A 24,040-nucleotide genomic window follows, 5' to 3' on the forward strand; every position below is an offset into this window, starting at 1 on the left:
GTGTGAGGGTTCGGGGTTATTGCTCGCTTAAGGTTTTGAGGGATTGCAGGCCTTTTTCGAAATCCTTGCCCACAACCTTGTCCATGTTGAAAATCAGGCCAAACAACTTCGACATATAGGGCGAGGGCCCGTACATGACCCAGCTCACGACGGTCTCATCGCCCTGCGGGGTCAGGGTAATTTCAGTGGTGTTGGTCGTGGTCATCGGCTTTACGAAATCGAGCTTGATGACCAGTTTCGAGGACGGCGAATGTTCAATGATTTCCATACGTCCGGCCCCGGCCTTTTTGCCTTCCCAGACATAGACGGCCCCAAGTCCGGACGGTGAGCCCATATAGGTGCGCTCCAGATCGGGATCGAGGTTTTCCCACGGCGACCAGGCACGCCATTTGTGGAAATCATTGATGTGGCCATAGATGACTTCGGGCGGGGCCTTGATGGTGATGCGCCGTTCGATGCGAAAGCTGTTTGGCCGGAACGCGGCGATGACGAGCACGGCCACAATGGCCAGTCCCACAATTATGGCGATGGTTTTCAGCATCAGATCTCCCCCTGTTGTTTTAGTTGAGCATGATAGGCCATAAGCCGCGCGCAATTTTGGTCATTGGCCTGCGGGATGAAGGCCTTGAGAATGGCTTCATGTTCAGACGGTGCAAAATCCATGCGCCAGATCATGTCAGTATGATCGCCATCTCCCACATATTCGATGGTCATGCGGAACTGGTGCGACGGCTGATAGTGATCAAAGACGATGCGCTCATCCGCGACGATTTCGACAAAGCGTTTGTGATTGTCATGATCGCGGCCATCCGGGCCGTGCATGATGATGCGAAATGCGCCGCCCTCAATGAACTCGAACGCGGGGATGGTGCTGGTAAAGCCCTCCGGCCCCCACCATTGTTTGAGGTGCGCCGGGTCGGCAAACAGCGCAAACAGCTCTGACGGTGTCGCCTCAAGCCGGTGGGTGGTGACAATCTCAAAGCGCGGCAATTGAGTAAGCTCATCCGCCAGCCGTTCAAAGCCCTCCGCCCACCCTTGCGCAAAGCCACCGGCAATGGCGTCTTCGCGCTGCTGGGCGCTGATCATCCGGCTATGAAGCACCAATTTCGTACCCAAGGTGCCGTCGCGCTGAGGTTCATCCTTAAAAGTAATGAAAACCGTCGCTTTCGGCGGCAGACCCGCGCCGCACGGATGCTCGATATGGGGTGCGCCTTCATAGACGATGCGCTCATCCGGCACGATGTCCTGATAGGTGCCTTCGCACGGATATACCACGCCGTCCGGGGCGCGCATGTCGATGTGGAAGCGCCCGCCGATACGGAAATCCATCTCGACATTTATATTCACAAACCCCGCAGGCCCCCACCAGTTACGGACATGCTCAGGTTCCGACCACAGCCGGTAGACAAGTGCGCGGGGGGCGTTGAACGCGCGGGTCATGACGATTTCGATTTCAGACGGAAAGCTGACCTCAAAGCCCGACATCAGTGTCTCTTTCAGGGCTGCGCTCATTTGATATCTCCGTCTCTATCATCTTTCGGTTTTGCCGATTGCACCGGCGTCTCTTTGGCCTGTAGTTCCTTGAGATAGGCCTCCAGCCGATCGAGGCGTTGTTCCCACATCTTGCGATAGTCCCTGAGCCACATATCGACCTCCTTCAGCGGCTCTGGCTCCAGCTTGCACGGCCGCCACTGGGCCGTGCGGCTGCGGCTGATCAGGCCCGCGCGCTCAAGCACTTTTAAGTGTTTGGAGACGGCGGGCAGGCTCATCTCGAACGGTTCCGCCAGTTCATTGACCGTGCTTTCCCCAAGCGACAGCCGCGCCAATATGGCCCGCCGCGTCGGGTCGGCCAGCGCGTTGAGAGTCAACGACAGACGATCGGGAGGTAGGGTATTCAGGGACATTACGCACACTCATGATTAACTAAATGGTTAAATAAACCGTGTGACCAGATGAGTCAATTCAGAAATCGGGGTTACGCGATTTTATTTTACCGGACGGTTAAATTCTGTGCGCCATTTAGAGCTGTCATCGCCAGTTTCCGGCCCGGCCTGATAAACTTCCCACAGATCGCCAACGGGTTCATAGCCATTATCGGCCACCCATTGATCAACCTGGCCCCACGCCTCAGCCAGACCTTCATAGGGACCGTGATAGACGGTGCGCGCGACCCTGGCGGCGGGCAAATGCGACGGGATAACCCGGCCGTTTGGCGCGATCAGTTCCGCCACCGGCACGCCGACCTCGAAATCGAATACATCCGGCGACATGCTTAAGTGGTATGAAAACAAAGCATCCTGCGGGATGATCCCCTCGGCGCCGACCACGCCCATGACTTCCTGAATGGCCGGGCCCATAACCACCTGAATCTGATCGCGCGGTATGGTCAGATGAATAACCGCGGTCGGCTGACGGTGGGTGTGGACGATGACGGGGGTGTCGATCATGGGGCGCTCCTGTTTTGTGTTGAACGTGCGCCGGTGATCTAGCTTCGTCAATAAGGAACTCGGTCAGCGTTTGCGCTGCTTCCATTCGTCGCGCGTCTGGCCCCAGATATTGATGGGCTCATTGGCATAGGGATCAGGCAGTTTTCCTGCGCCCTGATTGTATGACCCCAGCGCCTTGGCCAGATTGGCGGAAGGGTGGTTTTCGGGCGCAATCGTGTGAATGACATGATCCCAGTCCAGCACATCGAACACATAGTCTATACAGGCGGTGGCAGCCTCCTTGGCGTAGCCCTTGCCTTGGGCTGATGACAAAATACCCCAGCCGACTTCGCGATCAGGCCAGCCGTGCGGATACAGCGGGCCAATCCGGCCGATCCACTGACCGGATGATTTTTCAATCACGCTGAACATGTGAAATCCATCCAGCGCCCACGCCCCAGCGATCATACGCATGACGCGCCAGACGATGGGCGGAGAATTGACACCGCCCAGAAATTTCATGGCGTCCGCATCGGCATGAAAGGCGCAAAAGGCGTCGAAATCCTCAAGCACGGGCGGCCGCAGGATCAGGCGCTCAGTCTCAAGCGTCGGGCCAAGCGGCGAAGTCAGGGGCAGGGTCATGATATTGCCTGAAAACGGGAATCGTTTCTAAATACAAGTATGAGCTATTGGAGCGAATGTCGGGTCAATGATGTAATTATAGATCTTTTGCATCTGGAGCCATTTGAATTTTCTTGTTTACCCAGAGATAGCGCTGAACCGGCAACGGTGAGTGTGCGCTTCAATGACCATTGTTTCACTAAGGCATTTGACCCAAGCCTGCATGTTCTGGCCGACTGTATAGCCACCACCCAATCTGCGCGTCATGAGCAGCGTGTATTTTGTGAGGTCAGGTATGAACACAGCCTTTCTCTGCCCGTGATTATTCGCGCTTTAGGTACTAAACGTGTCGCCTCCACTCGTGAAGGCAATATGGTGAGAGTCGAGACGCAATCCGGCGACGGCTACGCGGTTTTTTTCACCTTGCGGCGTCATAATGCTAGGCGGGCTGACCTGTTTGTCGTCAGCGCCTATCCGCTGAAAAAGGGTAAGCGCCCTGCGGATACGGGTGAAATGAAGTTCGATCTGGCCTTGGCGAAAATCCTGCGCGGTGAAAAGGCTAAATTTCCGAACCGCAGGTAACGAAAAAGGGCCTCCGAAGAGGCCCTTTTAAGTATCTGGCAACCCTTTGAATATTCCGCTTTGCACGAGAACCCGTTTATCGACCGTAGTCTTAGCGGGCGGGGGAAACTGTCACAGCCAGTCTGTTTTCCGTGTGTGCAATATGCACAATGTTGGCTAAAAAGTCAAGAAAAGTTCGCTCGAAGCGAACTACGCCAGCGACGGATCGATTTCCTTACAGGCGGCAATCAGGCCCTGAACGCTTTCGACTGACTTCTTGAACATGGCCTTTTCGTCCTCGTTGGTCGAGAACTCGATGACCTTTTCAACCCCGTCCTTACCGATAACCGCCGGTACGCCGACATAAAGACCCGACAGGCCGTATTCACCATTGAGGAAAGCTGCGACCGGCAGGACGCGCTTCTTATCCGACAGGTAGGACTTGGCCATGGCGATACCGGATTCAGCCGGAGCATAAAACGCCGAGCCGGTCTTGAGCAAGGCCACGATTTCGCCGCCACCGCCACGGGTGCGCTTAACGATCGCGTCCAGTTCGTCCTGCGACAGGAAGCCCTGAGCGACCAGTTCCGGCAGAGGCAGGCCGCCAACGGTCGAATGGCGCACCATCGGCACCATGTCATCGCCGTGACCGCCGAGCGTCCAGGCGTGGATGTCTTCGACCGAAATGCCGGTCTTTTCAGCCAGGAAGTAAGCAAAGCGCGCTGAGTCGAGAACGCCAGCCATGCCGACGACTTTTTCAACGGGCAGACCCGAAAACTTTTGCAGCGCCCATACCATAGCGTCGAGCGGGTTGGTGATGCAGATTACAAACGCATTCGGGGCATATTTCTTGATGCCTTCACCCACGGCCTTCATGACCTTGAGGTTGATACCCAGCAGGTCATCGCGGCTCATGCCGGGCTTGCGCGGCACACCGGCGGTCACGATGCAGACGTCAGCATCAGCGATATCGGCATAGTCATTGGCGCCTTTGAGGGCGACATCCGAGCCAAACACGGCGGTCGCTTCGGCAATATCTAGCGCCTTGCCCTGCGGCACGCCTTCGGTAATGTCGAACAGGACGACATCGCCCAGTTCTTCGCGGGCCGCGATGTGGGCCAGCGTCCCACCGATCATACCCGAACCAATCAAAGCAATCTTAGCGCGCGCCATGGGAACTCCTCTTTGCAGTGCGGCAATAGATGGCGATGCCTTAATCCTCTTAAGACCCTTTCGCAAGTCTTTGATACGCGGTCAGCTTTATAGTGATGCAAAAGGACGACAAATCTGGCACAGACGGGCGTTGAAGGAGCCCTGCCATGACCGCAACCGTACCTGTTCCCTGTCTCGATTGCGACTACCGGCTTGATGACGGGTTTGTGCTTGATCTCCGCATCGAAGCGTCATCCCTTTTTATCGCGCATCTCAACCTGTGTCAGGTGCGCCTGCAAAACGACGCGCGCTTTCCGTGGCTGGTGCTGGTGCCGACGATTGCGGATTTCAGGGAACTGACCGAGCTATCGGACGCGCAAACTATGGATGTGATGAGCGACATCAGGGTGGCTGAAACTCTGGTGCGCTCCGCCGCCGATCATCTGGGGTTTAAGGTCGAAAAACTGAATATCGCCAATCTTGGCAATATGGTCGCGCAACTGCATATCCATGTCATAGGCCGCAATTCTACCGATCCTGCCTGGCCGGGGCCGGTATGGGGCTTTGGCCAGAGCGAGCCTTATGCACACACAGACGATATGATTGCGGCTTTACGCAAAGCCTTATGATGCCTGATCCGGCATCATGATCACCGGGGTCGCGTGTCCACTGCCATCGGTCAGGGTGCCGCGCCAGCGCCCGTCTTCGCTTTTTTGTAACTTAAGGTGCGACGGGGTGCGCGCCCCTCTTTCCATATAGCTGAGCGACAGTTCATTGCTGTCGCTTAAGGAAGCGTCAGACACTAGCCCTGAGCGATTAAGCCCAAACCCGCCCGACAAGGCCCGCCACGCGCCATCAACCTGCCCGCCGGTTTTGCCGCGCAGCTCCAGCGACAACAGACGCTGACCGTCCTGACCGGACACCAGCCATGACCCTTCGAGGCTGCCCATTTGCCCGACCTTGGAGCCGAAGGCGCGGGCAATGCCCGCATCATATTGCAGTTCGCGGCCTGATTTCGGGCCTTCGTAGTCGCGGTTATAGGCCTCGACCTTAACGGCTTTGGCGGCGGTGGTTGGCAGGCCCGCCGGGGGCAGGACGGCCTTGGGCTGAGCCATGACCGGGGCGATATTGGAGGCCATCGGCGCACTAAGGGTTGCGGGCGGGGTGACAGCATCAGGCGTTTTGGCCGTCAGCACAGGTGTCGAAGCGACGGTTGTAGCCGGTGTTATGACCGGGGCGGGTTTAACTTCGGGTGCCACCGGAGTGGTGACCGGCAAGGGGGCAGGTTCAGGACGCTTCGTCTCAGGCTGTGCGGCTTCAGCCTTGGCGGCAGCCAGAACTTCGGGCGGCAATATATCGGCTAGGGGATTAAGCGGCGAGGTCTGGGTTTCGCTGGCCTCAGCGGGCGGGGACACGGGTGGCGTAACAGTTGCCGGGGCGACGAAGGCGGCAATCGATTGTGCAGGCTGTGACGCCGGAGTGACTGATTGAGTGGCTGGCTGAGTGCCCGACTGAGTAACTGGCGGAGTTTGAGGTGTTGCGGCCTGTACGGCAGGGGGCGTAATTAACGGTGCAGGTGCAGGTGCAGGTGCAGGTGCCTTAACTACCTGCGTCATCTGCGGCTTGGCGCGCTGCGCGGCGATGGCTTTCTTATCCGGCATGACCCACGGGGTCTTTGCGGTTTCAACCGGTTTTGTTTTCGCGACCTCGGTCTTTGGTGCTGCTTTTTTGGCGGTCGGTTTTTTGGATGAGGTTTTCTTCTGCTCAGCCTTCTTCTTGGCCGCTTTCTGGGCCTCGGCCTTTTTGGACGAAGCTTGCAGTTTTTGCGCGGCGGAAGCAGGCGCATCTGCGCGCGTCAGCACTTCAGTGGCCAGGTCAGCGGATGGCGAGGCCGAAAGCGCCAGAGACAGATAGAAAATAGCCTGCAACACGGTGTTTACTCATCACTGAAAGTTAACAGATGACGCCGCAAATCATGGGCGGCGAGGGCGGTCGAGCTTCGGCAACTAAACTTGATAATAATTATCAAAATCAATTGCTTGAATCTGCGGCGTTTGGCCACGGCTTTTAGAATTGGTTAAAGCCCATTCATCTAAAAGATGATTAAAGACCGATAAATTTGTCAATCCAAGGGCCTTGATCGCACATTTCGTCAATAAATACCCAAATCCGGCAAAAAACCGCTTTGCAGGATGGCGCGTATCATTGACAGATGACTTGCAAGGTCTAAAACACCGCCAAAAGTTCCACGCCGAATTGTCATACATTTCGGATAGATTTTCCTGCGACTCTAAGGCCATACCATGACGCAGCCGCCCAATGCTCCTAAAGCCGTTTACCGGCCACTTTCCCCCCATTTGCAAGTCTGGCGCTTCCACATCACCATGTTGACCTCGATCCTGCACCGGGCGACCGGGCTGGCGCTGGTCGTGGGTGCGGTTCTGGTGGCCGCATGGCTGGTGGCGATTGGCCTGACGGCGTCGGGCTGCTGCCCGCAAGCCTACACGCTCTTTTTGTCGTTTGCCGCATCGCCCTTTGGCCTGTTCATATGGTTCGGTTTGTCGCTGGCGGGGTTCATTCACCTGACCGGTGGCATCAGGCACCTGATCTGGGACATGGGGCTGGGCTTTGAGCTTAAGTCAGCCAATGCCTTATCGTGGTGGGGGCTGATACTGGGGATTGCGCTCACGGTCGGGTTCTGGGCGGTTCTGTTAGCGACGGGCAAGGTGGTGCTGTAATGGTCGATTCATATCTGCGTGAACGGTCTTCAAAGGACTGGAAGAAATCAGAAAAGCATGGGGCTGCGGAGTGGCTGGCGGAACGCTGGACATCAATCGCCCTGATCGTGCTGACCGGCTGGGCGCTGTGGAGCGCTTACGGCCTGATGGGGCAGGGCTATGATGCCGCGCTGGCGTTCCTGAGAATGCCTTTGAATGCGGGCCTGATGGCGCTCACCTTTGTGATCACCGTCTGGCACACCTATATGGGCCTTAACGCCAACGTGCTCGATTACTTCCCTAATTCCCGGCTGATCAAGCTGGTCAGTTTTATCTTTTGCCTGCTTTTGCTGATCGCAGCACTGGGCGGCCTGTTTCTCGCTTTTAAGGTCTAATCCATGACGTACAAGATCATTGAACACGAATATGACGTGGTGGTCGTGGGTGCCGGTGGTGCGGGTCTTCGCGCCGCCCTTGGGGCCGGTCAGGCAGGCCTTAAGACCGCCTGTATCACTAAGGTGTTCCCAACCCGCTCGCACACGGTTGCTGCCCAGGGCGGTGTCGCCGCTTCGCTTGGCAATATGGGTGAGGACAAGTGGGAATGGCATATGTACGACACCGTTAAGGGGTCGGACTGGCTGGGCGATCAGGACGCCATCGAATATCTCGTGCGCAACGCCCCCAAGGCGGTGTATGAACTAGAACACTGGGGCGTGCCGTTCTCACGCACCGAAGACGGCAAGATTTATCAGCGCCCGTTCGGTGGTATGACCAAGAACTTCGGCGAAGGCCCGGTGCAGCGCACCTGCGCCGCGGCTGACCGTACCGGCCACGCCATGCTGCATACCCTGTATGGTCAGTCCCTGCGCGAAGACGTTGAGTTCTTTATCGAATATTTCGCGCTGGATCTCATTATGGATGACGGCGTTTGCCGGGGTGTAACCTGTCTTAAGCTTGATGACGGTACGATCCATGTCTTCCGCGCCCATCTGGTTATTCTGGCCACCGGCGGTTATGGCCGCGCCTATTTCTCGGCGACCTCAGCCCACACCTGCACCGGTGATGGCAATGCGATGGTACTGCGCGCCGGTCTGCCGCTGCAGGATCTTGAGTTCGTGCAGTTCCACCCGACCGGCATCTATGGTTCCGGCTGCCTGATTACCGAAGGCGCGCGCGGTGAAGGCGGGTATCTGACCAACTCGGCGGGTGAGCGTTTCATGGAACGCTATGCGCCGTCGGCCAAGGATCTGGCCTCACGCGATGTCGTATCGCGCTCGATGACCATGGAAATCCGAGAAGGCCGTGGCGTGGGCCCCAATAAGGATCACATCTTCCTGCACCTGGATCACCTGCCGCCCGACCTGCTGCATAAGCGTCTGCCGGGGATTTCAGAGTCCGCAAAGATTTTCGCGGGCGTTGATGTCACCAAGGAACCGATCCCGGTCATCCCAACCGTCCACTACAATATGGGCGGTATTCCGACCAACTATCACGGCGAAGTGCTGAATAAGGTCAACGGCGATCCGGATTCTGTGGTTCCGGGCCTGATGGCCGTGGGCGAAGCGGCCTGCGTGTCGGTACATGGCGCCAACCGGCTGGGTTCCAACTCCTTGATCGACCTTGTCGTTTTCGGTCGCGCCTGCGGCCTGCGCGCCAAGGAAGTGGTCAAGCCCGGTGTGGCCCACAAAGATATCGGCAAGTCGGCGGTTGATGCCCATCTGGCTCGCCTTGAGAAATTCCGTACGGCGTCGGGTTCGACCCCGGTCGCTGATCTGCGCCTTAAGATGCAGCGCGCCATGCAGGAAGACGCCGCCGTGTTCCGTACCGGTGAAACCCTGCAGCAAGGTGTCAACCGGATGGCCGAAATCTATGCGGCCTCCAGCGATATCGGCATCAAGGATCGCGGCCTGATCTGGAACACCGACCTGATCGAAGCGCTGGAATACGACAACCTGATCGGTCAGGCGGTGGTTACCGTTAACTCGGCCCTGAACCGGCAGGAATCGCGCGGTGCGCACGCCCGTGAGGACTTCCCGAACCGTAATGATGATGAGTGGATGAAGCACACCCTGGCGTGGCTGGATCTGTCGTCAGGCAAGGTCAATATCGATTACCGTCCGGTCCATACCTACACCATGACCAATGACATCGCTTATATCGCGCCCAAGGCGCGGGTTTATTAAGGGGATTGCAAGACTATGGTTGAATTAACCCTCCCCAAACGCTCGCAGATCAAGACCGGAAAGCGCTATAAGGCCCCGTCCGGTGCCAAGAATGTCCGCGTCTATAAGATCTATCGCTTTGATCCGGAAACCGGTGAGAACCCGCGCTGGGACAAGTACGAAGTCGATTCCAAGGCTCACGGGCCGATGCTGCTCGACAGCCTGATCTACATCAAGAACAACGTCGATTCGACCCTGTCGTTCCGCCGCTCCTGCCGCGAAGGCATTTGCGGATCGTGCGCCATGAACATCGGCGGCCGCAACACTCTGGCCTGTACCAAGGGCCACGATGAGTTTTCCGGTGAGATTACCATCGCCCCTCTGCCGCACATGCCGGTGGTTAAGGATCTGGTGCCGGATTTGTCGGGCTTCTATGCGCAGTACGCCTCGGTTGAGCCCTATCTGCAATCGACGACGCCTGACCCTGAAAAAGAACGCCTGCAAACGCCGGCGTCGCGCGATAAGCTGGACGGGCTTTATGAGTGCATCCTGTGTGCGTGCTGTTCGACCTCGTGCCCATCCTACTGGTGGAATCAGGACAAGTACCTCGGCCCGGCAGCACTTTTGCAGGCCTATCGCTGGATCGCGGATTCGCGCGACGATAAGACCAAGCAGCGTCTGGAATCGCTCGAAGACCCGTTCAAGCTTTACCGCTGCCACACCATCATGAACTGCGCTCAGGTCTGCCCCAAGGGTCTTAACCCCGCCAAGGCGATTGCTGAGATTAAAAAACTTATGCCGGGAAAATAGCTCGTGTAGGAGAAGGGTATGCCAATTACTGTCGGTTCTATGCAGCGTAAAATTAAAGAGTTTGAGAATTTCAACATTCGTTTCGTTCATAAAGACGGGCGTGATGTCAGAGATGATATGGTTTTAGGCCGACAATATGGTTACGAGAAAAAAGCTAAGGATGACTACACGGTCAGCGAGTGGATAGCTGCAAGGTTCTTGGAAAAATTCCCAGAATTTAACTGTGTGGTTTTAGATGGTTCTGGAGCCGTGTGTCATGGTTCCTCAAGATTAAAGAGCGTCAGAGCTACATATTAACTTTATGCCTAGAATTATTTATATCGAACAAAACGGCGAGCGCCACGAGATCGACGCCAAGGTCGGCAACACCGTCATGGAAGGCGCGATCAAAAATAACGTGCCGGGCATTGACGCTGATTGTGGCGGGGCCTGTGCGTGCGCGACCTGTCATGTCTATGTCGCCGAGGAATGGTTCGAAAAGGTCGGTAATCCGTCGGTGATGGAAGAGTCCATGCTCGATTTCGCCCAGGATGTCCGCCCGACCTCGCGCCTTAGCTGCCAAATCCGCATCACCGACGCGCTCGACGGCCTGACGGTCGAGTTGCCAGAGAACCAGCACTAAGCTGTAAGTCCCCCTAAATAAAATACGGGAATTACATAGCGGTCTTTACCACCCAGTGGTTTCAGGCGTTTTGGCCTAAGCCTTTACCTGTCAGTCATGACACACGCCTGCGCAACGTTCTCGCCTCTGGCCCAGCCGTGGGCGGTCATCGGCGGCAAAATAGCACCATATAACTTAATTTGAACTATGTTCATATTTTATCTTGAACGGCGTTCAAAAATGTTTTAGTTTCTGCCCGTCCGGACGGCAATCCCTGCTCGATGTCCGGTTCAGGAATATTATCCATGACGGAACCCCTCGTCACCCCAACCTCCTCGCCGCCCCCGCTGCTCAGAGCGAAACCCCAGGCCATGCGCACCCGTGGCGGCAAACTGATTATTGTGTGCGTACTGGCCGTGCTTATGTCTATTCCGGCCTTTCTTGTGTTCGGTCTATTGATGGAGCGCACCAACCGGGCCGATACCGTGGCCCGTGAAATTGGCGGCCTTATGGGCGGCCGTCAGGTGTTTATGGGGCCGGTGATCGCCGTGCCCTATACGAACCCCGGAAAGGTTGCCATTGATGCCAAGGGCAACCGAACGGTTGGCGCGCCTGAATCCGGCACGTTGATCGTGTTCCCGACCACGGGGCAGGCCTCGGCCGCGACCAAAAGCGAAGTCCGTGCCCGCTCGATGTTCCGTGTGCCGGTCTATACCTCTGATATTGCCTTCAAAGCCCATTTTGATTTGACTAAGGTTCAGACCGCCATGCCCACGGCCACGCTGAACTGGGCGGATGCGCAGGTTCTGTCAGGCGCTTCGGATAGCCGTGGTGCGCGCACCGATATCTTAGCCAGGGTCAATGGCGCGGCTTTGACGCTGGCGCCGTCCGGCTATGGCCAGCAAGGCATGGCCGGCACAGGCGACGAAGGCGGCGGATCGATGGATCTGTTTTCAACGCCGGTAGCGGGCCTGACGCCGGATCAGCCGGTCGATGTTGCGCTCAATATGACCTTTACGGGTGCGGAAAAAATCGCCTTTCTGGCCTTCGCCAAGACGACCGAGGCCAAAATCACCGGCGACTGGAACTTCCCGTCTTTTGGGGGTGGTTTCCTGCCTGTGACCCGCAGCCTGCCGCGCAATCCGGCGGTCGCCCCTTCGCAGGGTGAACTGGTCACCAAAAAAGGCTTTGCGGCGAGCTGGTCGGTGCCGTTTGTGGCGCGGGGTATGCCTGCCGCCGTCGACATCAGCCAGTTGTCTAACCTTGGCCGTTCGGAACTGTCGGTGACGTTCGTTGAGCCGACCAACCCCTATCAGTCGGTGGGCCGGTCACTGAAATATGCGTTGCTGTTTATCGGTCTGGTCTTTCTGACCTACTTCATGTTTGAAACCACCTCAAAGCGGGAACTGCATCCAGCGCAATATATTCTGGTAGGACTGGCGCAGATTACCTTTTACCTGCTTCTGCTGTCGCTGGCGGAGCGGATCGGGTTTGATGCTGCGTTTGCGGTGGCGGCCGGGGCGACAGTATTGCTGATCTCAGGCTATGCCGGTCTGATTTTCTCAAGCCTGTGGCGATTTATCGGCGCACTTGGGGCGTTCAGCCTGCTCTACGGCCTGATCTATATCCTGATGCGGATGGAAGATTATGCCCTGCTGGTCGGTGCCGTGTCGGCCTTCCTGGTCATTGCGATTGTCATGATCCTGACGCGCAACATTAACTGGTACGGGCGTGAACCGTTCGGAAAGGCAATTGAAGAGGCTTAAAAACTAGGGCGCGGGTGAGAGTATCGTCCCGATCTGACTGGATCGGGACGATACTCTAAAGTTTTTTACGCGCATTTGGGTACGAAAACCGCTGCACACTTTTGGCTTCGCCGAACTTCGTTTCGTAATGCGCTTTAAGCCCGCGCCTTTTTCACGCCACCCAGACGGTGTTATCGTCGGTATCTGCGGCATCATCCTGCGGTGCGGCTTCTGGTTTTATCGCTTCGATATCGTTCTGGTGGGGCAGGTGGATCGAGAAGGTCGCCCCTTCGGACGGCTCAGACTCTAAGGTGATCCAGCCACCGTGCAGTTCGGTCAGGGCCTTAACAAGCGCCAGCCCAAGCCCCGGCCCGCCGCGCTCTCGGCCGACATAGCGGTCAAATATATGGGCTTGTTTATCGTAAGGAATCCCGCGGCCTTTGTGGCTGACCTCAAGACGCAGGGTGTCGCCGTCGCGGTCGGTTTTGAGCACGATCGCCGTATCCGCCGCCGCATTGCGCTGGGCATTGTCGATCAGGTGATCCAGCATCTGCCCCAGCCGGCGCGGATCGACCCGGATCATGGTATCATCGCTCAGGCCCATATGCTCAAAGCGCAGATTGCGCGTGGCCAGCACACCATCCAGCCTCAGTGACAGATCATGCAGGATGGTGCCAAACGTCACGTCCGATAGGGAAATCTGCATTTCCCCGGCATCCATTTGCGCCATATCAAGTACGTCATCGATGGAGCGGGCCAGTTCACGACCGGCGCTCTGGATGGCGGTCAGATAGTTTAGTTGTTTCTCGTTAAGGCCCGCTGACTGCGAAGTCATCAGTTCCGAATAGCCGACAATGGTGGTCATCGGCGTGCGCAGTTCATAGGACACATTGGCCACAAATTCGCGTTTCAGCCGCACCGATTCATTGAGCGCCATGTCGCGGTCTTCGATAGCCTGCTCAAGGTTACGGGTGGCGGTAATGTCGGCAAAGGCCACCAGGGTCGCCCCATCCGGCAGAGGCTGGGCGCGCCAGCGCGCCAGCCGCCCGTCCGAAACGCGGACCTCGCCCATCTGCGGGGCGCGGGCGATCGGATCGGTATCGGTGACGCGCGCCTTAAGCTCGGCCCAGAAGCCCTTATCGTGAACCAGCGGCAGGCACAGTTCGGCCATGACGGCAAAATCCATCATGGTGACCATATCTTCAGCCGACAGGTTCCAGAAGGCATCAAAGGCGGCGTTGCGCAACCGCAACCGTCCATCCGACCCGAACACACTGACGGCATCGAGAAGCTGATCGAGCGTGGCACGCTGCACCTGAATCAGAGAATTGAACTGGGATTTGAGTTTCAGTTCGTCGGTTTTATCGACATAAAGAGTAAGCAGTCCCCCCAGGGGATGCGGCTGACGCACGACCTTAAGGGATCGGCCGCCGGGCAGGCTCCACATCTCATCCGGGGCTATGTCCTTGAGACCATAAAACTCAAGCTCTTGCGCCTTCCACTTGGCATAGTCGCCCATCTCCGGCAGGCGGCGTTTCTGGCGCAGACGATCCAGCAACTCACCGTGGGTTGGACGTTCCGCCAGCCACGCCGGATCGAGATCCCACAGGGTCTCGAACGCCCGGTTATGGAAGGTCAGGCGCTTTTCAGGCCCAAAGATCGCCACGGCGTCTTCGAGACGGTCAAGGGTTTCATCGTGGGCCTTGGCGTGGCGTTTCAGCGCATCGCGGCTTTCCTCGGCCTCGGTGACATCCAGCGCGTAGGCGGCAAAATAGCCTTCGGACAGCGGCTCGACCGTGACGGCAAAGGCCCGTCTTTGGCCATCAAGGGTCAGCCAGCGGAAGCCTTCGCGGTGGCTGGCGGTGGCCACAGCTTCCTGCACCAGCGCGTCAGCCGAGCGATCTAGGCTAAGGTCGCGTTCGCGGGCGTCGGCAAGGCTTTCCGCTTCAACGGCTTTCAACCAGGCGCTATTGGCCCAGACCAGACGCCCGTCTTTGGAGACGATCCAGCACGGGGCGGGCAAATGCTCGGCCATCTGGGCGAACGGCCCCGACGACAGGGAGGTCTGCGCCCCGGCTATGGCTAGCCTGATCCAGGCGGTGGCACCCGACGGGCGGCCCTCGACAATCAGGGTCTTACCCGCCACGCCCACGGCCTTTTCGGCGAATATTTCAAACCGACACGGCTTACCCGCCTCAATCAGGGCCTTGAGATCGGCTTCGGCCTGCGGGGAGCTTTGGCTCAAGGCCTCTAAGACCTGCGGTGCGCAGTCGGTAATATCACAATCACCATATGACACCCCCAGAGCCTCGGCGCAGGCTTTTAAGGTTTCATCCCCCCACACCAGCCGCACCATATCATCTTCGACTGCCAGAAACGCTTCATCAAAGGCCGAGGTCGCGGCATCCAGTTCCCGACAGCATGGTCTGTTTCAGGCCAAGATCGGCTTTGAGCGCATCACGCTGCGCCCCCAGAGTGCCGCGCTGCCGCCACGACAAAAAGGTCGTCGACAAAGCCAGAGCGAGCGATCCCCCGGCAACGGCTAAGGCTATGGCGGATACGTCCATGCGCTACATTCAGGCTTTTCAAGATGACGAAAACGAATCAGATGATTTTGTATAGTAAATCAACTTGATTCCGCCGCCTTCAACAAAATGCGATTATGGTAAATTTCGGACTTTGAGCTGTCGGGCGACAAGAAAGGAATAGGCCACGCAAATAAATGCGGGGACAATGCCGCACACAAAAATGGCCATACCAGCCTGTTCCGGCGGTAGAATAAAATTCGCAATTATCATTATAGACCCCGCCATCATGAATATAATTCCTGAAAAACGGTGCGTGCGATCCCATACCGTCTCATTCTTGAGTGTCCAGGGTGTGCGGATGCCCATGATCCGGTTTTGACGCATTTTTGGCATGAAGTTGCCGAGTATGATGAAAACTACCCCCGGTGCGATCAGCATCAGACGTACATCCATATCAATGCCTAAGGCGCGGCTGACTATGAAACCGTGGGCGACGGCTAAAACTGCGACAGTTGTAATCCATACGGCGGCATATGCTGCGGACGAGCGTTCAAGTGTCTTCTGGTTCGGCATCAACCTTGGTAAAACCCATAACAAAAGGCCTATGACTAATAGTGTTCCCGGCATGATGGCCAGACCTATGTCACGGGGTTGAAAGCCATCAGCCATACCCGCAGCATTAAAGTGGGTGGCAATAGGAACATCCGGCAGGATCGAGTGGGCCCAGAGCGAAACGGCTACCAGAGCCCCTAAAACCACCACATTAAAAAAGATCGCAAATCCCGACTTCATTTAAACCCCCGTTGTCTTTGTGATGACATTTTCCGATACAACCTCACGCGCTTCCCCTACCTTGAATGTGGTCATCAAGGACATTATGGCCTCCTCCAGAACCGACACATTCAGCCGGTAGATTAAGGTCGTGCCGTGCCGCGTCACATCGATCAGCCCCGCAGTTTTGAGCACGGTGAAATGACCGGACAGGGTCGGTTTTGACACCTGAACCTGATCAGCAATGTCGCCCGCACTCATGGCCTGTTCCCGAAGGAGTTCCAAAATCCGCCTTCGGGTTGGGTCAGCCAGAGCCTTATAGATTTCAGCCATAGAGATACCTTATTTTGGTAATTCGTAAAATACCAAAATATAGAGCCGTGTCAAATTTGTTTTTAACATACCGTCTTCACCCTTTGGAAACCTGTGGTCGCGTTATAGAGTGGCAACGGTTTTGGATAGGTTCTGATCATGGCCAGCGTGCGCTACCCCATCGCCCTACATGGCATCGATGTCCTCAATAGCTGGGCATCGAAGGGGTTTGCGCGTGCGGCCCGTGAATCTGAGGCCATGGCCGAATCCGGCAAATCCGTACAATTTGTGTCTGAAGTCGTGGGGCCGAAATTTGAGACGGAAAGTGCCGCCCTTGATTATTACGGCGCGCAATACCCCGAACTGCTTGAGGATGCGCGGCCCGGATTAAGGTTTACACCGGATGCGGCGGATAATTTTGCCCGCCTGATGTGCCGGGCCGAGCCGGTAAAATCAGCCAAACGCACCACACCCGTTATGGCCCAGGGCCAGCGCTGGCCTGCACCGACAAAGCCAGTCACATCGGTGTGGCAGCTCAGCCTGTCCTATTGGAAGATTATCCCCAAGCGTGTGGCGAAACCGGCGGCAGGACTTCAGCCCTATATTCAGGCGCGGGCCGTGCGTAAAAAAGCGCTCGGTCAGGCCCTCACCCCCGAAGAGGTGCAGGCCCTGGCGGCAAACCCGCTCATGTCATATCGCCCGCAAAAGGCGCTGGACATTGGTCTGTTTGAATTTATCCCGCCGGATAATCCCAATATCATTATCGCGGATGAGTGATTATTTGGGCGCGCGCTTGGCCAGTATACGTTGCAGGGTCCTGCGGTGCATGTTGAGGCGGCGGGCTGTTTCCGACACGTTCTGGCCGCACAGGGTATAGACCCGCTGAATGTGCTCCCAGCGCACCCGGTCGGCTGACATCGGATTTTCCGGCGGGGCGGGGCTGTGGTCTTCAATCGCCAGCAATGCCTTAACCACATCGTCGGCATCGGCGGGTTTTGATAAGTAATCGATCGCGCCGGATTTCACAGCCGCAACGGCGGTGGCGATATTACCATAGCCGGTCAGCATGATGGCGCGGGCATCTGGCCGCTTGGCGTTCAGGGCCTCGACGGCTTTCAAGCCATTACCGTCTTCAAGGCGCATATCCATGACACCGAACGCCGGAGGGTTGGCGGCAATAGCCGTCAGAGCCCCAGCCACGCTGTCTACGGCGGTGACCTGAAAGCCTCTCGCCTCCAGCGCGCGCGCCAGACGCTGACGGAACGGCGCGTCGTCATCGAGCAGGATCAGGGTCTTGTCCGCCAGATTGGCTATGGTTTCACTTACCGCATCGGCCATTTTATAGCTCCAGTCCTGAAATCTGCATCTGATCGCGCCGCCACATCGCCTTGACGAAGGCCCCGCGATCTGGGCTTGCGCGGTTGCCGAAGCTGACCACCGCGCCGGAATATTCGCACAGGGTCTTGGCGATGAAAAACCCTAACCCCATACCACCGGGCTTATGACGCAGTTGCGCCTTAACGTCACTGTGGCGTGTTGACACATAGGGCTCACCCAGCCGGCCCAGGATTTCCGAAGAAAAGCCCGCACCGTCGTCTTCGACGCTTAAGGCCACATGGGCATCAAAAATGTCGACCCTGATCCACACCTGAGTGGCGGCAAAATCGACGGCGTTTTCGACAAAGGCCGACAGGGCATGCAGCCATTCGGGGCGGCGTTTGATGGTGATGGCGCTGCTGGTTGCGCCGTCCATAGAAATGTCGATATGGATGGTCTTGCCAAAATGCTGAAACGGTTCGGCGACCTCTTCCAGAAAGGCCCTAAGCGGCATCTGGTCATAAACCTCATCGACGGTTTCCGGCTGTTGCGACAGGGTCTTGAGAATGTCGCGGCAGCGCTTTGACTGCGACACCAGCAGGGCGGCATCTTCATGGAGCGGATCGTCCTTATCGAGCGCCAGCATCATTTCCTTAGCCACGACCTGAATGGTGCCCAGCGGCGTACCCAGTTCATGGGCGGCCGCGGCGGCAAGGCCCCCAAGCGCCGATAGGCGGTGCTCTTTTTCCATGACGGCGCGGGTGGCCTCAAGCGCTTGCTCCATGCGTTTGGCTTCCAGTGCGGCCTGCCAGGCATAGCCCGCGGTGAATACAATCCCGATCAGAAGGGCAGCCAGAAACCCGACCCGGTACATGGGCGGCAGATATAGCGACTGACCTTCATGCCAGGGCAGGTCAAGCGACCAGAAAAACAGGCTGACGGAGGCCGCGAGTGCCACGCCTATGACGACGATCCCCTGACGGGTCGGCAGGTTGGCGGCAGCGACTGTCGGGGGTGCTATCAGCATCAGGCAAAACGGGTTATTGAGCCCGCCGGTCACCCCCAACAGCACCGCCAGTTGCAGGGTATCAAAGCTTAACTGAACCGCCGCTTCCCAGTCCTTAAGTTGTGACCGCGACCGCCCGCCCAGCATAAACAGGGCATTGAGCCAGACGCTAGCGGCGATGATGGCCAGACACAGACCGACATTGATTTCATAGCCAAAACCAAACGCCACCAGCAAGACCATGCCGGTCTGACCGATGATGGCCAGCCAGCGCAGGAACACCAGCGTACGAAGGCGCAGGTGATCGCGTCCGCCCAGAGGCGGGGCGGCGGTTAGATCCAGCGTCTTGAAATCAAGGCCGATCCGCTTAAAGGTTTGGCTAAAATCCATGAATGGCCTATTGAGGCGGGAACTTATCAGAGGTGAGTAAATAGATGACGAAATCGCGCCTGACAATTATCCTTATTATTTTTGTGGGATTATTCGCACTCATTGGGTCTTACTGGTACACGACGCTTAAGGCGGCACCCGGCGGCGGCACGGCTCAGGTCGATCCGTCAGTCAAGGTCGGCGGTGATTTTACCATGATCGACCAGAATGGCCGTGTGGTCACGCAAGACATTCTCAAAGGTAAGTGGTCGGCGGTGTTTTTTGGTTTTACCTATTGCCCGGATATCTGTCCGCTTACCTTGCAACACCTGTCGGCGGTGCAAAAGGAGCTGGGTGATAAGGCCAAGGATTTCCAGATCGTGTTCGTCACCGTTGACCCTGAACGCGACAGTCCGGCAGCCATGAAGTCCTATATCGAAAGCCCTGGCTTTCCCGGTGGTGTCATTGGTCTTACCGGCACGCCTGAACAGGTGGATGGTATCGCCAAGGCTTACCGCGCCACCTATTCCAAATCGGGAGAAGGCGACGACTACACCATGAACCACACGGCCGTGATCTATCTGATGAACCCGGAAGGACAGTTCGCCTTACCCCTTGGGCGCGAAATATCCCCCAAAGACAGCGCTGACATGATACGCAAGGAAATGCGGTGACATCAGTTCAGGGCAGGTGCTTGAAAATGCTGCACCTGCTCATCACATCTTGGTTTGCGCCGCAGTAACCTATTGGCAGCTTTGCTGTGATAGGGTTTAGTGAAGTGTCGCTCCGCGGCAGGATAAACCAAGGTAGAGTCAGATGCTGTATTCGCTTCATGAGTACGCCTATTATTCGGCAGCCCCTATGCGGGCACTGGCGCAAATGACCCGTGATTTCTGGGGGTCAAAAGCTAATCTGGCCTCCGACACCGCGCTGGGGCGCACGCTTTATGCCTCGGCGGAGCTGTTTTCCAACGTCACACGCCGGTACGGTAAGCCGGACTGGCGCATCGACAGCGTGACCATCAACGATACCCCGGTGCGTGTGCAGATTGTCGAAGATTGGTCGACGCCGTGGGTAAAGCTGCTGCGCTTTCAGCGCGACAATGCCGATCTGCGCCGGGCCGGCGTCAAGAAAACCGCGCCGGCGGTGCTGATCGTAGCACCTCTGTCGGGTCACTACGCGACCCTGTTGCGGGGGACGGTGCAGGAATTTCTGCTCGATCACGATGTCTATATCACCGACTGGGTCAATGCCCGTCAGGTGCCGGTGCTGGAAGGCCGTTTTGATTTCTATAGCTACATGGACCACATCCAGCAGATGCTGGAGTTCATCGGCTCACGCATCCATGTGGTCGGGGTCTGCCAGCCGGGGCCGCCGGTTCTGGCTACGGCCTGCCTGATGGCGGAGGATAATCATCCCAACCGTCCGGCCTCCATGACCTTTATGGGCTCACCGATTGATGCGCGTTTCAACCCGACGGTCACCAATAATCTGGCCGAAGAACGCCCGTTCGCCTGGTTTAAATCGAACATGGTTCACAATGTCCCGCCGCCTTATCCGGGGGTCGGGCGCCGGGTCTATCCGGGCTTTGTGCAACTCTATAGCTTCATGAGCATGAACGAAGAGCGGCATATGGATGCGCTCAAAAGCTATTTCAGCAATCTGGTCGAAGATGATGGCGACGGCGTGGAAAAGCACCTGGAGTTCTATGACGAATATCTGTCGGTGCTTGACTTAACCGAAGAGTTTTACCTGCAAACTATCGATCTGGTCTTCCAGAAACATGCCTTGCCGAAGGGTGAGTTGGTCCACAACGGCCGTACTGTGAAGCCGCAAGCCATTACCGATATAGCCCTGATGACGGTCGAGGGTGAAAAAGACGATATTTCCGGCGTGGGTCAGACTCAGGCTGCTCATGAAATTTGTCCCAATATTCCCGCCGATATGAAAGAGCTTTATGTGCAGGCGGGGGCCGGACACTACGGCGTATTTAACGGTCGCCGTTTCCGCGAAAGCATCTATCCGAAAATCCGCGACTTCATTGCGAAAACGGATGCGAATCTTTAAGTCGCGCTTTTGGTTCCGAAAACCGCTGACACTTTTCGGAAAGCGCTTTAAATTAGGTTCATGCTATGGAAACGTGAGTCGCCAGAATTTAAAGGCTTAACGCACGGCGATGTCGTGACCTTGGACGACGTCTCGTTGCGCCTTAAAATTAATGGCCGCGCCCGACGTATCTCCCTGCGCATCGACAATAAATCCGGCGAAGCGATCTTAAGCGTGCCGCATGTGCGTGAGATTACGCAGGCGATTGACTTTGCGCGCACCCGCCTTGATTGGGTCCGCAAATTCAGCGCCAAAAAACCTAAAGTCGCCATGTTTGCGCCGGATATGGACATTCCTTACCGGGGTGGCACTCTGGCGCTTAAATCTTCGGGCAATATGGCGGCGGCCCGGTTTCTGAAAACCGATGATGGGCTTACCTTAACCGCAGGCGGGCAGGAAGACGCCTATGCCCGACGGGTGGGACGCTATCTGTCAAAGCAGGCGCTGGAGTTCGCCCAAACCTATACAGAAGACTATGCGCAAGGCCTTGGCTATAGCGGCGTGAAAGTGGCCATTTTCGACCCCAAGGGCCGGTGGGGATCATGCACCCCGTCGCGTCAAGCCATTCGCTATTCGTGGCGGCTGATCATGGCTCCGGAGCCGGTGTTTGCCTATGTCTGCGCGCACGAAGTGGCCCACCTGAAACATCCGCATCATCAGCCGCCGTTCTGGGCCGAGGTTGAGCGCATATATGGCGACTACAAACCGGCCCGGCAATGGCTGAAAACCCACGGCCACAGCCTGTTTGCCTTTGGTGCCGGTTAGCGCTTACTGATTGCGCCTTTGGGCCTCGGAGAAAATGTCGTCCGCATCGGTCGGTGCTGGTTGCTGATCTTCAGGGTTTGGGATCGGCTCCATAGTCACCATCGGCGGTACGGCATTATCATTGGCCGCAGGGCTTGAGTTCAGCAATTCATCGACCGCCGCGCTGGCGGCCTCATCCATTTCGCTGACCGGGCCGGTGGGGATGGCGCTGGTCTTGATGCGGGTCAGGGCCGAAGCCATAAAATCGCGCCAGATCGCCGCGGGGGTGCCGCCGCCGGTCACGCGGGCCATAGGGGTATTGTTGTCGCGGCCGACCCACACCGCGGTGGTGAAACCGCCAGTATAGCCGACGAACCAGGCATCGCGGTAGTCGCTGGTCGTGCCGGTCTTACCAGCCAGATCATAGTTGCCGGGGATCTTGATGCCATTGCCTGTGCCGGATATCACCACCTGACGCATCATCTGGTTCATATAGGCCAGCGGCGTGTTGGCGATGACCTGAGTGCGGACATCTTCGCGGTACTGATAAAGGATTTTACCCGACGTGGTGCGGATGCGGATGATGCCGTGGGGCGCGACCTTATAGCCGCCGTTGGAGAACGGCACATAGGCGCGCGCCATCTCAAGCGGGGTCAGGCTGGCTGTGCCCAGCGCCATAGCCGGATCGGTATTGATCTTGGAATCGATGCCTAAGCGGCGGGCGGTGCGGGCGACATTTTCGCGGCCAACATCATTGGCGACGCGGGCGGCCACGGTGTTGATCGACTGGGCCAGTGCGGTTTGCAAATCCATCGGGCCTAAGAACTTTTTGGTGTAGTTCTCCGGCGACCAGCCACCGATTTCAAACGGTTCATCGACCACGGGTGTCAGCGGGTTGTAACCGGCTTCCATAGCCGTCAGATAGACAAACGGCTTGAACGACGATCCCGCCTGACGATGGGCTTCGATGGCGCGGTTAAACTGACTGTCGGCATAGGAAACCCCGCCGATCAGGGCGCGCACCCGGCCTTCGCCATCAATGGCAACAAGGGCGGTTTGTTCGACCTTTTTCTTGGCATCGCGTTCCATAATGCGCTGCACGGCACGTTCGGCGTCAGTCTGGATGGCCAGATCAAGCGTCGTCTCAACGATCAGATCTTCCTTGGCAGAAGCTGCGATTGGCTGGACTTCGCTGCTTAGCCAGTCGATGAAATAGAGCGCGTGGGCGGTGGCCAGAGTCTTGGTGACTTTCAGCGGTTTAGACACGGCCTCATTGCGTTGTTCCGGCGTAATCACGCGGGCTTCGACCATTTCGTTGAGCACGATATCGGCACGTTTCTGGGCGCGTTCGCTGTCGGATAAGGGTGAATAGCGTGACGGCCCCTTCATCATGCCGGCAAGCAAAGCCGACTCGGCAATGGTCAGTTCCTTGGCCGGTTTATTGAAATAACGCTGCGAGGCGGCTTCGATTCCGTAGGCACCGGCACCGAAATAGACGCGGTTGAGATAGAGCGCCAGAATTTCCTTTTTGGTGAATTTCAGCTCCAGCTTGACCGCCATGATCAGTTCCTGAATCTTGCGCTTCATATTCTGATCAGACGACAGGAACAGATTTCGGGCCAACTGCTGGGTAATGGTCGAGCCACCGGCCAGATTGCCACCCTTTTTGGTCGCATTGCGCATGGCAGCGCGCAGGATGCCGACCGGATCAAAGCCGGGGTGGTGATAAAATCGGCGATCCTCAACCGCCAGAAACGCCGCGGGCACATAGGGCGGCAATTCATCGAGATTAACCGGCGGTGCCGACTGCGACCCCTGCACGGCGATCAGGGCACCTGAGCGATCCAGATAGGTGATGGCGGGCTGTTTTTCGACCTTATCGATATCGTCGATCGACGGCAGGCCAAACGAAAACACCGCTATAAAGGCGGTGACAAAGATGATCGCCCACACCCCAAGCACTGTGGCCCAATAGATGAACGCCTTCAGCGGGGGTCGTTTAAATTGCAGGGCCATGCACGTCCTCTGGTCACCAAAAATCAATAATTTCAGACTGTCGCGCTTTTGTATCCGAAAACCGCATTACACTTTT

At 57.1% G+C, this 24,040-nt stretch carries 28 protein-coding genes; 13 read left to right on the forward strand and 15 right to left on the reverse strand.

The features are described from left to right. Nucleotides 1-16: 16 nt before the first annotated feature. From OVA03_RS11975 to OVA03_RS11995, 5 genes are all read right to left on the reverse strand, one after another. Nucleotides 17-541: an SRPBCC family protein gene (locus OVA03_RS11975; RefSeq protein WP_267524885.1), complete on the reverse strand. Its 525-nt coding sequence runs from the start codon at nucleotides 539-541 to the stop codon at nucleotides 17-19. Then, nucleotides 541-1,512: an SRPBCC family protein gene (locus tag OVA03_RS11980; protein ID WP_267524888.1), complete on the reverse strand. Its 972-nt coding sequence runs from the start codon at nucleotides 1,510-1,512 to the stop codon at nucleotides 541-543. The genes OVA03_RS11975 and OVA03_RS11980 overlap by 1 nt, the downstream gene beginning before the upstream one ends. Then, nucleotides 1,509-1,904, reverse strand: coding sequence for an ArsR/SmtB family transcription factor (locus tag OVA03_RS11985; protein ID WP_267524890.1), 396 nt, complete (start codon nucleotides 1,902-1,904; stop codon nucleotides 1,509-1,511). The genes OVA03_RS11980 and OVA03_RS11985 overlap by 4 nt, the downstream gene beginning before the upstream one ends. An 81-nt stretch (nucleotides 1,905-1,985) precedes the next feature. After that, complete coding sequence (locus tag OVA03_RS11990; protein ID WP_267524892.1) at nucleotides 1,986-2,447, reverse strand: GyrI-like domain-containing protein; 462 nt, start codon at nucleotides 2,445-2,447, stop codon at nucleotides 1,986-1,988. 63 nt (nucleotides 2,448-2,510) lie between these two features. Beyond that, entirely contained in the window at nucleotides 2,511-3,071 is a 561-nt protein-coding gene (locus OVA03_RS11995; RefSeq protein WP_420710507.1) for a GNAT family N-acetyltransferase, read from the reverse strand. A gap of 150 nt (nucleotides 3,072-3,221) precedes the next feature. Between OVA03_RS11995 and OVA03_RS12000 the strand changes: the two genes are divergently transcribed. After that, complete coding sequence (locus OVA03_RS12000) at nucleotides 3,222-3,629, forward strand: hypothetical protein (RefSeq protein ID WP_267524897.1); 408 nt, start codon at nucleotides 3,222-3,224, stop codon at nucleotides 3,627-3,629. Between the two features lie 189 nt (nucleotides 3,630-3,818). Here OVA03_RS12000 and mdh read toward each other — a convergent pair whose 3' ends face one another. Next, entirely contained in the window at nucleotides 3,819-4,781 is a 963-nt protein-coding gene (gene mdh, locus OVA03_RS12005; protein ID WP_267524899.1) for a malate dehydrogenase, read from the reverse strand. A gap of 146 nt (nucleotides 4,782-4,927) precedes the next feature. Here mdh and OVA03_RS12010 point away from each other — a divergent pair, with 146 nt between their 5' ends. Beyond that, nucleotides 4,928-5,389: an HIT domain-containing protein gene (locus tag OVA03_RS12010; RefSeq protein ID WP_267524902.1), complete on the forward strand. Its 462-nt coding sequence runs from the start codon at nucleotides 4,928-4,930 to the stop codon at nucleotides 5,387-5,389. Here OVA03_RS12010 and OVA03_RS12015 read toward each other — a convergent pair. Together OVA03_RS12015 and OVA03_RS12020 are read right to left on the reverse strand one after the other, a co-directional pair. After that, nucleotides 5,384-6,691, reverse strand: a complete 1,308-nt coding sequence (locus OVA03_RS12015) for a hypothetical protein (RefSeq protein WP_267524905.1) — start codon at nucleotides 6,689-6,691, stop codon at nucleotides 5,384-5,386. The two genes, OVA03_RS12010 and OVA03_RS12015, sit on opposite strands and share 6 nt — an antisense overlap. A gap of 75 nt (nucleotides 6,692-6,766) precedes the next feature. Continuing rightward, the gene (locus OVA03_RS12020; protein WP_267524907.1) at nucleotides 6,767-7,138 is read right to left on the reverse strand and encodes a hypothetical protein; all 372 of its coding nucleotides are present in this window, start codon (nucleotides 7,136-7,138) and stop codon (nucleotides 6,767-6,769) included. Between the two features lie 6 nt (nucleotides 7,139-7,144). Here OVA03_RS12020 and sdhC point away from each other — a divergent pair, with 6 nt between their 5' ends. From sdhC to creD, 7 genes are all read left to right on the forward strand, one after another. After that, nucleotides 7,145-7,498: a succinate dehydrogenase, cytochrome b556 subunit gene (sdhC, locus tag OVA03_RS12025; protein ID WP_267524908.1), complete on the forward strand. Its 354-nt coding sequence runs from the start codon at nucleotides 7,145-7,147 to the stop codon at nucleotides 7,496-7,498. Beyond that, nucleotides 7,498-7,872: a succinate dehydrogenase, hydrophobic membrane anchor protein gene (gene sdhD, locus OVA03_RS12030; protein WP_267524910.1), complete on the forward strand. Its 375-nt coding sequence runs from the start codon at nucleotides 7,498-7,500 to the stop codon at nucleotides 7,870-7,872. The genes sdhC and sdhD overlap by 1 nt, the downstream gene beginning before the upstream one ends. Nucleotides 7,873-7,875: 3 nt before the next feature. Beyond that, on the forward strand, nucleotides 7,876-9,660 hold the full coding sequence (gene sdhA, locus OVA03_RS12035) for a succinate dehydrogenase flavoprotein subunit (protein WP_267524912.1): 1,785 nt from the start codon (nucleotides 7,876-7,878) through the stop codon (nucleotides 9,658-9,660). A gap of 15 nt (nucleotides 9,661-9,675) precedes the next feature. After that, nucleotides 9,676-10,449 (forward strand): succinate dehydrogenase iron-sulfur subunit, encoded by a 774-nt coding sequence (locus OVA03_RS12040; protein WP_267524914.1) that lies wholly within the window; start codon nucleotides 9,676-9,678, stop codon nucleotides 10,447-10,449. Nucleotides 10,450-10,467: 18 nt separating this feature from the next. Then, the gene (locus tag OVA03_RS12045) at nucleotides 10,468-10,746 is read left to right on the forward strand and encodes a hypothetical protein (protein WP_267524916.1); all 279 of its coding nucleotides are present in this window, start codon (nucleotides 10,468-10,470) and stop codon (nucleotides 10,744-10,746) included. Between the two features lie 4 nt (nucleotides 10,747-10,750). Beyond that, nucleotides 10,751-11,071 (forward strand): 2Fe-2S iron-sulfur cluster-binding protein, encoded by a 321-nt coding sequence (locus tag OVA03_RS12050; RefSeq protein WP_267524918.1) that lies wholly within the window; start codon nucleotides 10,751-10,753, stop codon nucleotides 11,069-11,071. A gap of 284 nt (nucleotides 11,072-11,355) precedes the next feature. Next, a complete protein-coding gene (gene creD / locus OVA03_RS12055; protein WP_267524920.1) occupies nucleotides 11,356-12,816 on the forward strand; it encodes a cell envelope integrity protein CreD in 1,461 nt (486 codons plus the stop codon). Nucleotides 12,817-12,967: 151 nt separating this feature from the next. Here creD and OVA03_RS12060 read toward each other — a convergent pair whose 3' ends face one another. From OVA03_RS12060 to OVA03_RS12075, 4 genes are all read right to left on the reverse strand, one after another. After that, the gene (locus OVA03_RS12060; protein ID WP_267524922.1) at nucleotides 12,968-15,151 is read right to left on the reverse strand and encodes a PAS domain-containing sensor histidine kinase; all 2,184 of its coding nucleotides are present in this window, start codon (nucleotides 15,149-15,151) and stop codon (nucleotides 12,968-12,970) included. 28 nt (nucleotides 15,152-15,179) lie between these two features. After that, nucleotides 15,180-15,362, reverse strand: a complete 183-nt coding sequence (locus OVA03_RS12065) for a hypothetical protein (protein ID WP_267524924.1) — start codon at nucleotides 15,360-15,362, stop codon at nucleotides 15,180-15,182. Nucleotides 15,363-15,455: 93 nt separating this feature from the next. Further along, entirely contained in the window at nucleotides 15,456-16,115 is a 660-nt protein-coding gene (locus OVA03_RS12070; RefSeq protein ID WP_267524926.1) for an SdpI family protein, read from the reverse strand. Beyond that, complete coding sequence (locus OVA03_RS12075) at nucleotides 16,116-16,427, reverse strand: autorepressor SdpR family transcription factor (protein WP_267524928.1); 312 nt, start codon at nucleotides 16,425-16,427, stop codon at nucleotides 16,116-16,118. It abuts the gene before it with no gap. 138 nt (nucleotides 16,428-16,565) lie between these two features. Here OVA03_RS12075 and OVA03_RS12080 point away from each other — a divergent pair, with 138 nt between their 5' ends. Continuing rightward, nucleotides 16,566-17,183: a hypothetical protein gene (locus OVA03_RS12080; protein WP_267524930.1), complete on the forward strand. Its 618-nt coding sequence runs from the start codon at nucleotides 16,566-16,568 to the stop codon at nucleotides 17,181-17,183. On the opposite strand, the gene OVA03_RS12085 is transcribed toward OVA03_RS12080, so the two are convergent. Together OVA03_RS12085 and OVA03_RS12090 are read right to left on the reverse strand one after the other, a co-directional pair. Continuing rightward, nucleotides 17,184-17,744: an ActR/PrrA/RegA family redox response regulator transcription factor gene (locus OVA03_RS12085; protein WP_267524932.1), complete on the reverse strand. Its 561-nt coding sequence runs from the start codon at nucleotides 17,742-17,744 to the stop codon at nucleotides 17,184-17,186. Nucleotide 17,745: 1 nt separating this feature from the next. After that, entirely contained in the window at nucleotides 17,746-19,119 is a 1,374-nt protein-coding gene (locus OVA03_RS12090; protein WP_267524934.1) for an ActS/PrrB/RegB family redox-sensitive histidine kinase, read from the reverse strand. Between the two features lie 44 nt (nucleotides 19,120-19,163). On the opposite strand from OVA03_RS12090, the gene OVA03_RS12095 reads away from it, so the two are divergent. The 3 genes from OVA03_RS12095 (at nucleotide 19,164) to OVA03_RS12105 (ending at nucleotide 21,969) form a co-directional block, all read left to right on the forward strand. Then, nucleotides 19,164-19,772 carry an SCO family protein gene (locus tag OVA03_RS12095; RefSeq protein WP_267524936.1) on the forward strand — a complete coding sequence of 203 codons (609 nt, stop codon included), beginning with the start codon at nucleotides 19,164-19,166 and terminating at the stop codon, nucleotides 19,770-19,772. Nucleotides 19,773-19,914: 142 nt separating this feature from the next. Further along, complete coding sequence (locus tag OVA03_RS12100) at nucleotides 19,915-21,165, forward strand: polyhydroxyalkanoate depolymerase (protein WP_267524938.1); 1,251 nt, start codon at nucleotides 19,915-19,917, stop codon at nucleotides 21,163-21,165. Nucleotides 21,166-21,279: 114 nt separating this feature from the next. Next, entirely contained in the window at nucleotides 21,280-21,969 is a 690-nt protein-coding gene (locus tag OVA03_RS12105; RefSeq protein ID WP_267524940.1) for a M48 family metallopeptidase, read from the forward strand. A 3-nt stretch (nucleotides 21,970-21,972) separates the two neighbouring features. On the opposite strand, the gene OVA03_RS12110 is transcribed toward OVA03_RS12105, so the two are convergent. Then, on the reverse strand, nucleotides 21,973-23,964 hold the full coding sequence (locus tag OVA03_RS12110; protein ID WP_267524942.1) for a transglycosylase domain-containing protein: 1,992 nt from the start codon (nucleotides 23,962-23,964) through the stop codon (nucleotides 21,973-21,975). Nucleotides 23,965-24,040: the final 76 nt, after the last annotated feature.

This window comes from Asticcacaulis sp. SL142, assembly GCF_026625745.1.
Lineage (GTDB): Bacteria > Pseudomonadota > Alphaproteobacteria > Caulobacterales > Caulobacteraceae > Asticcacaulis.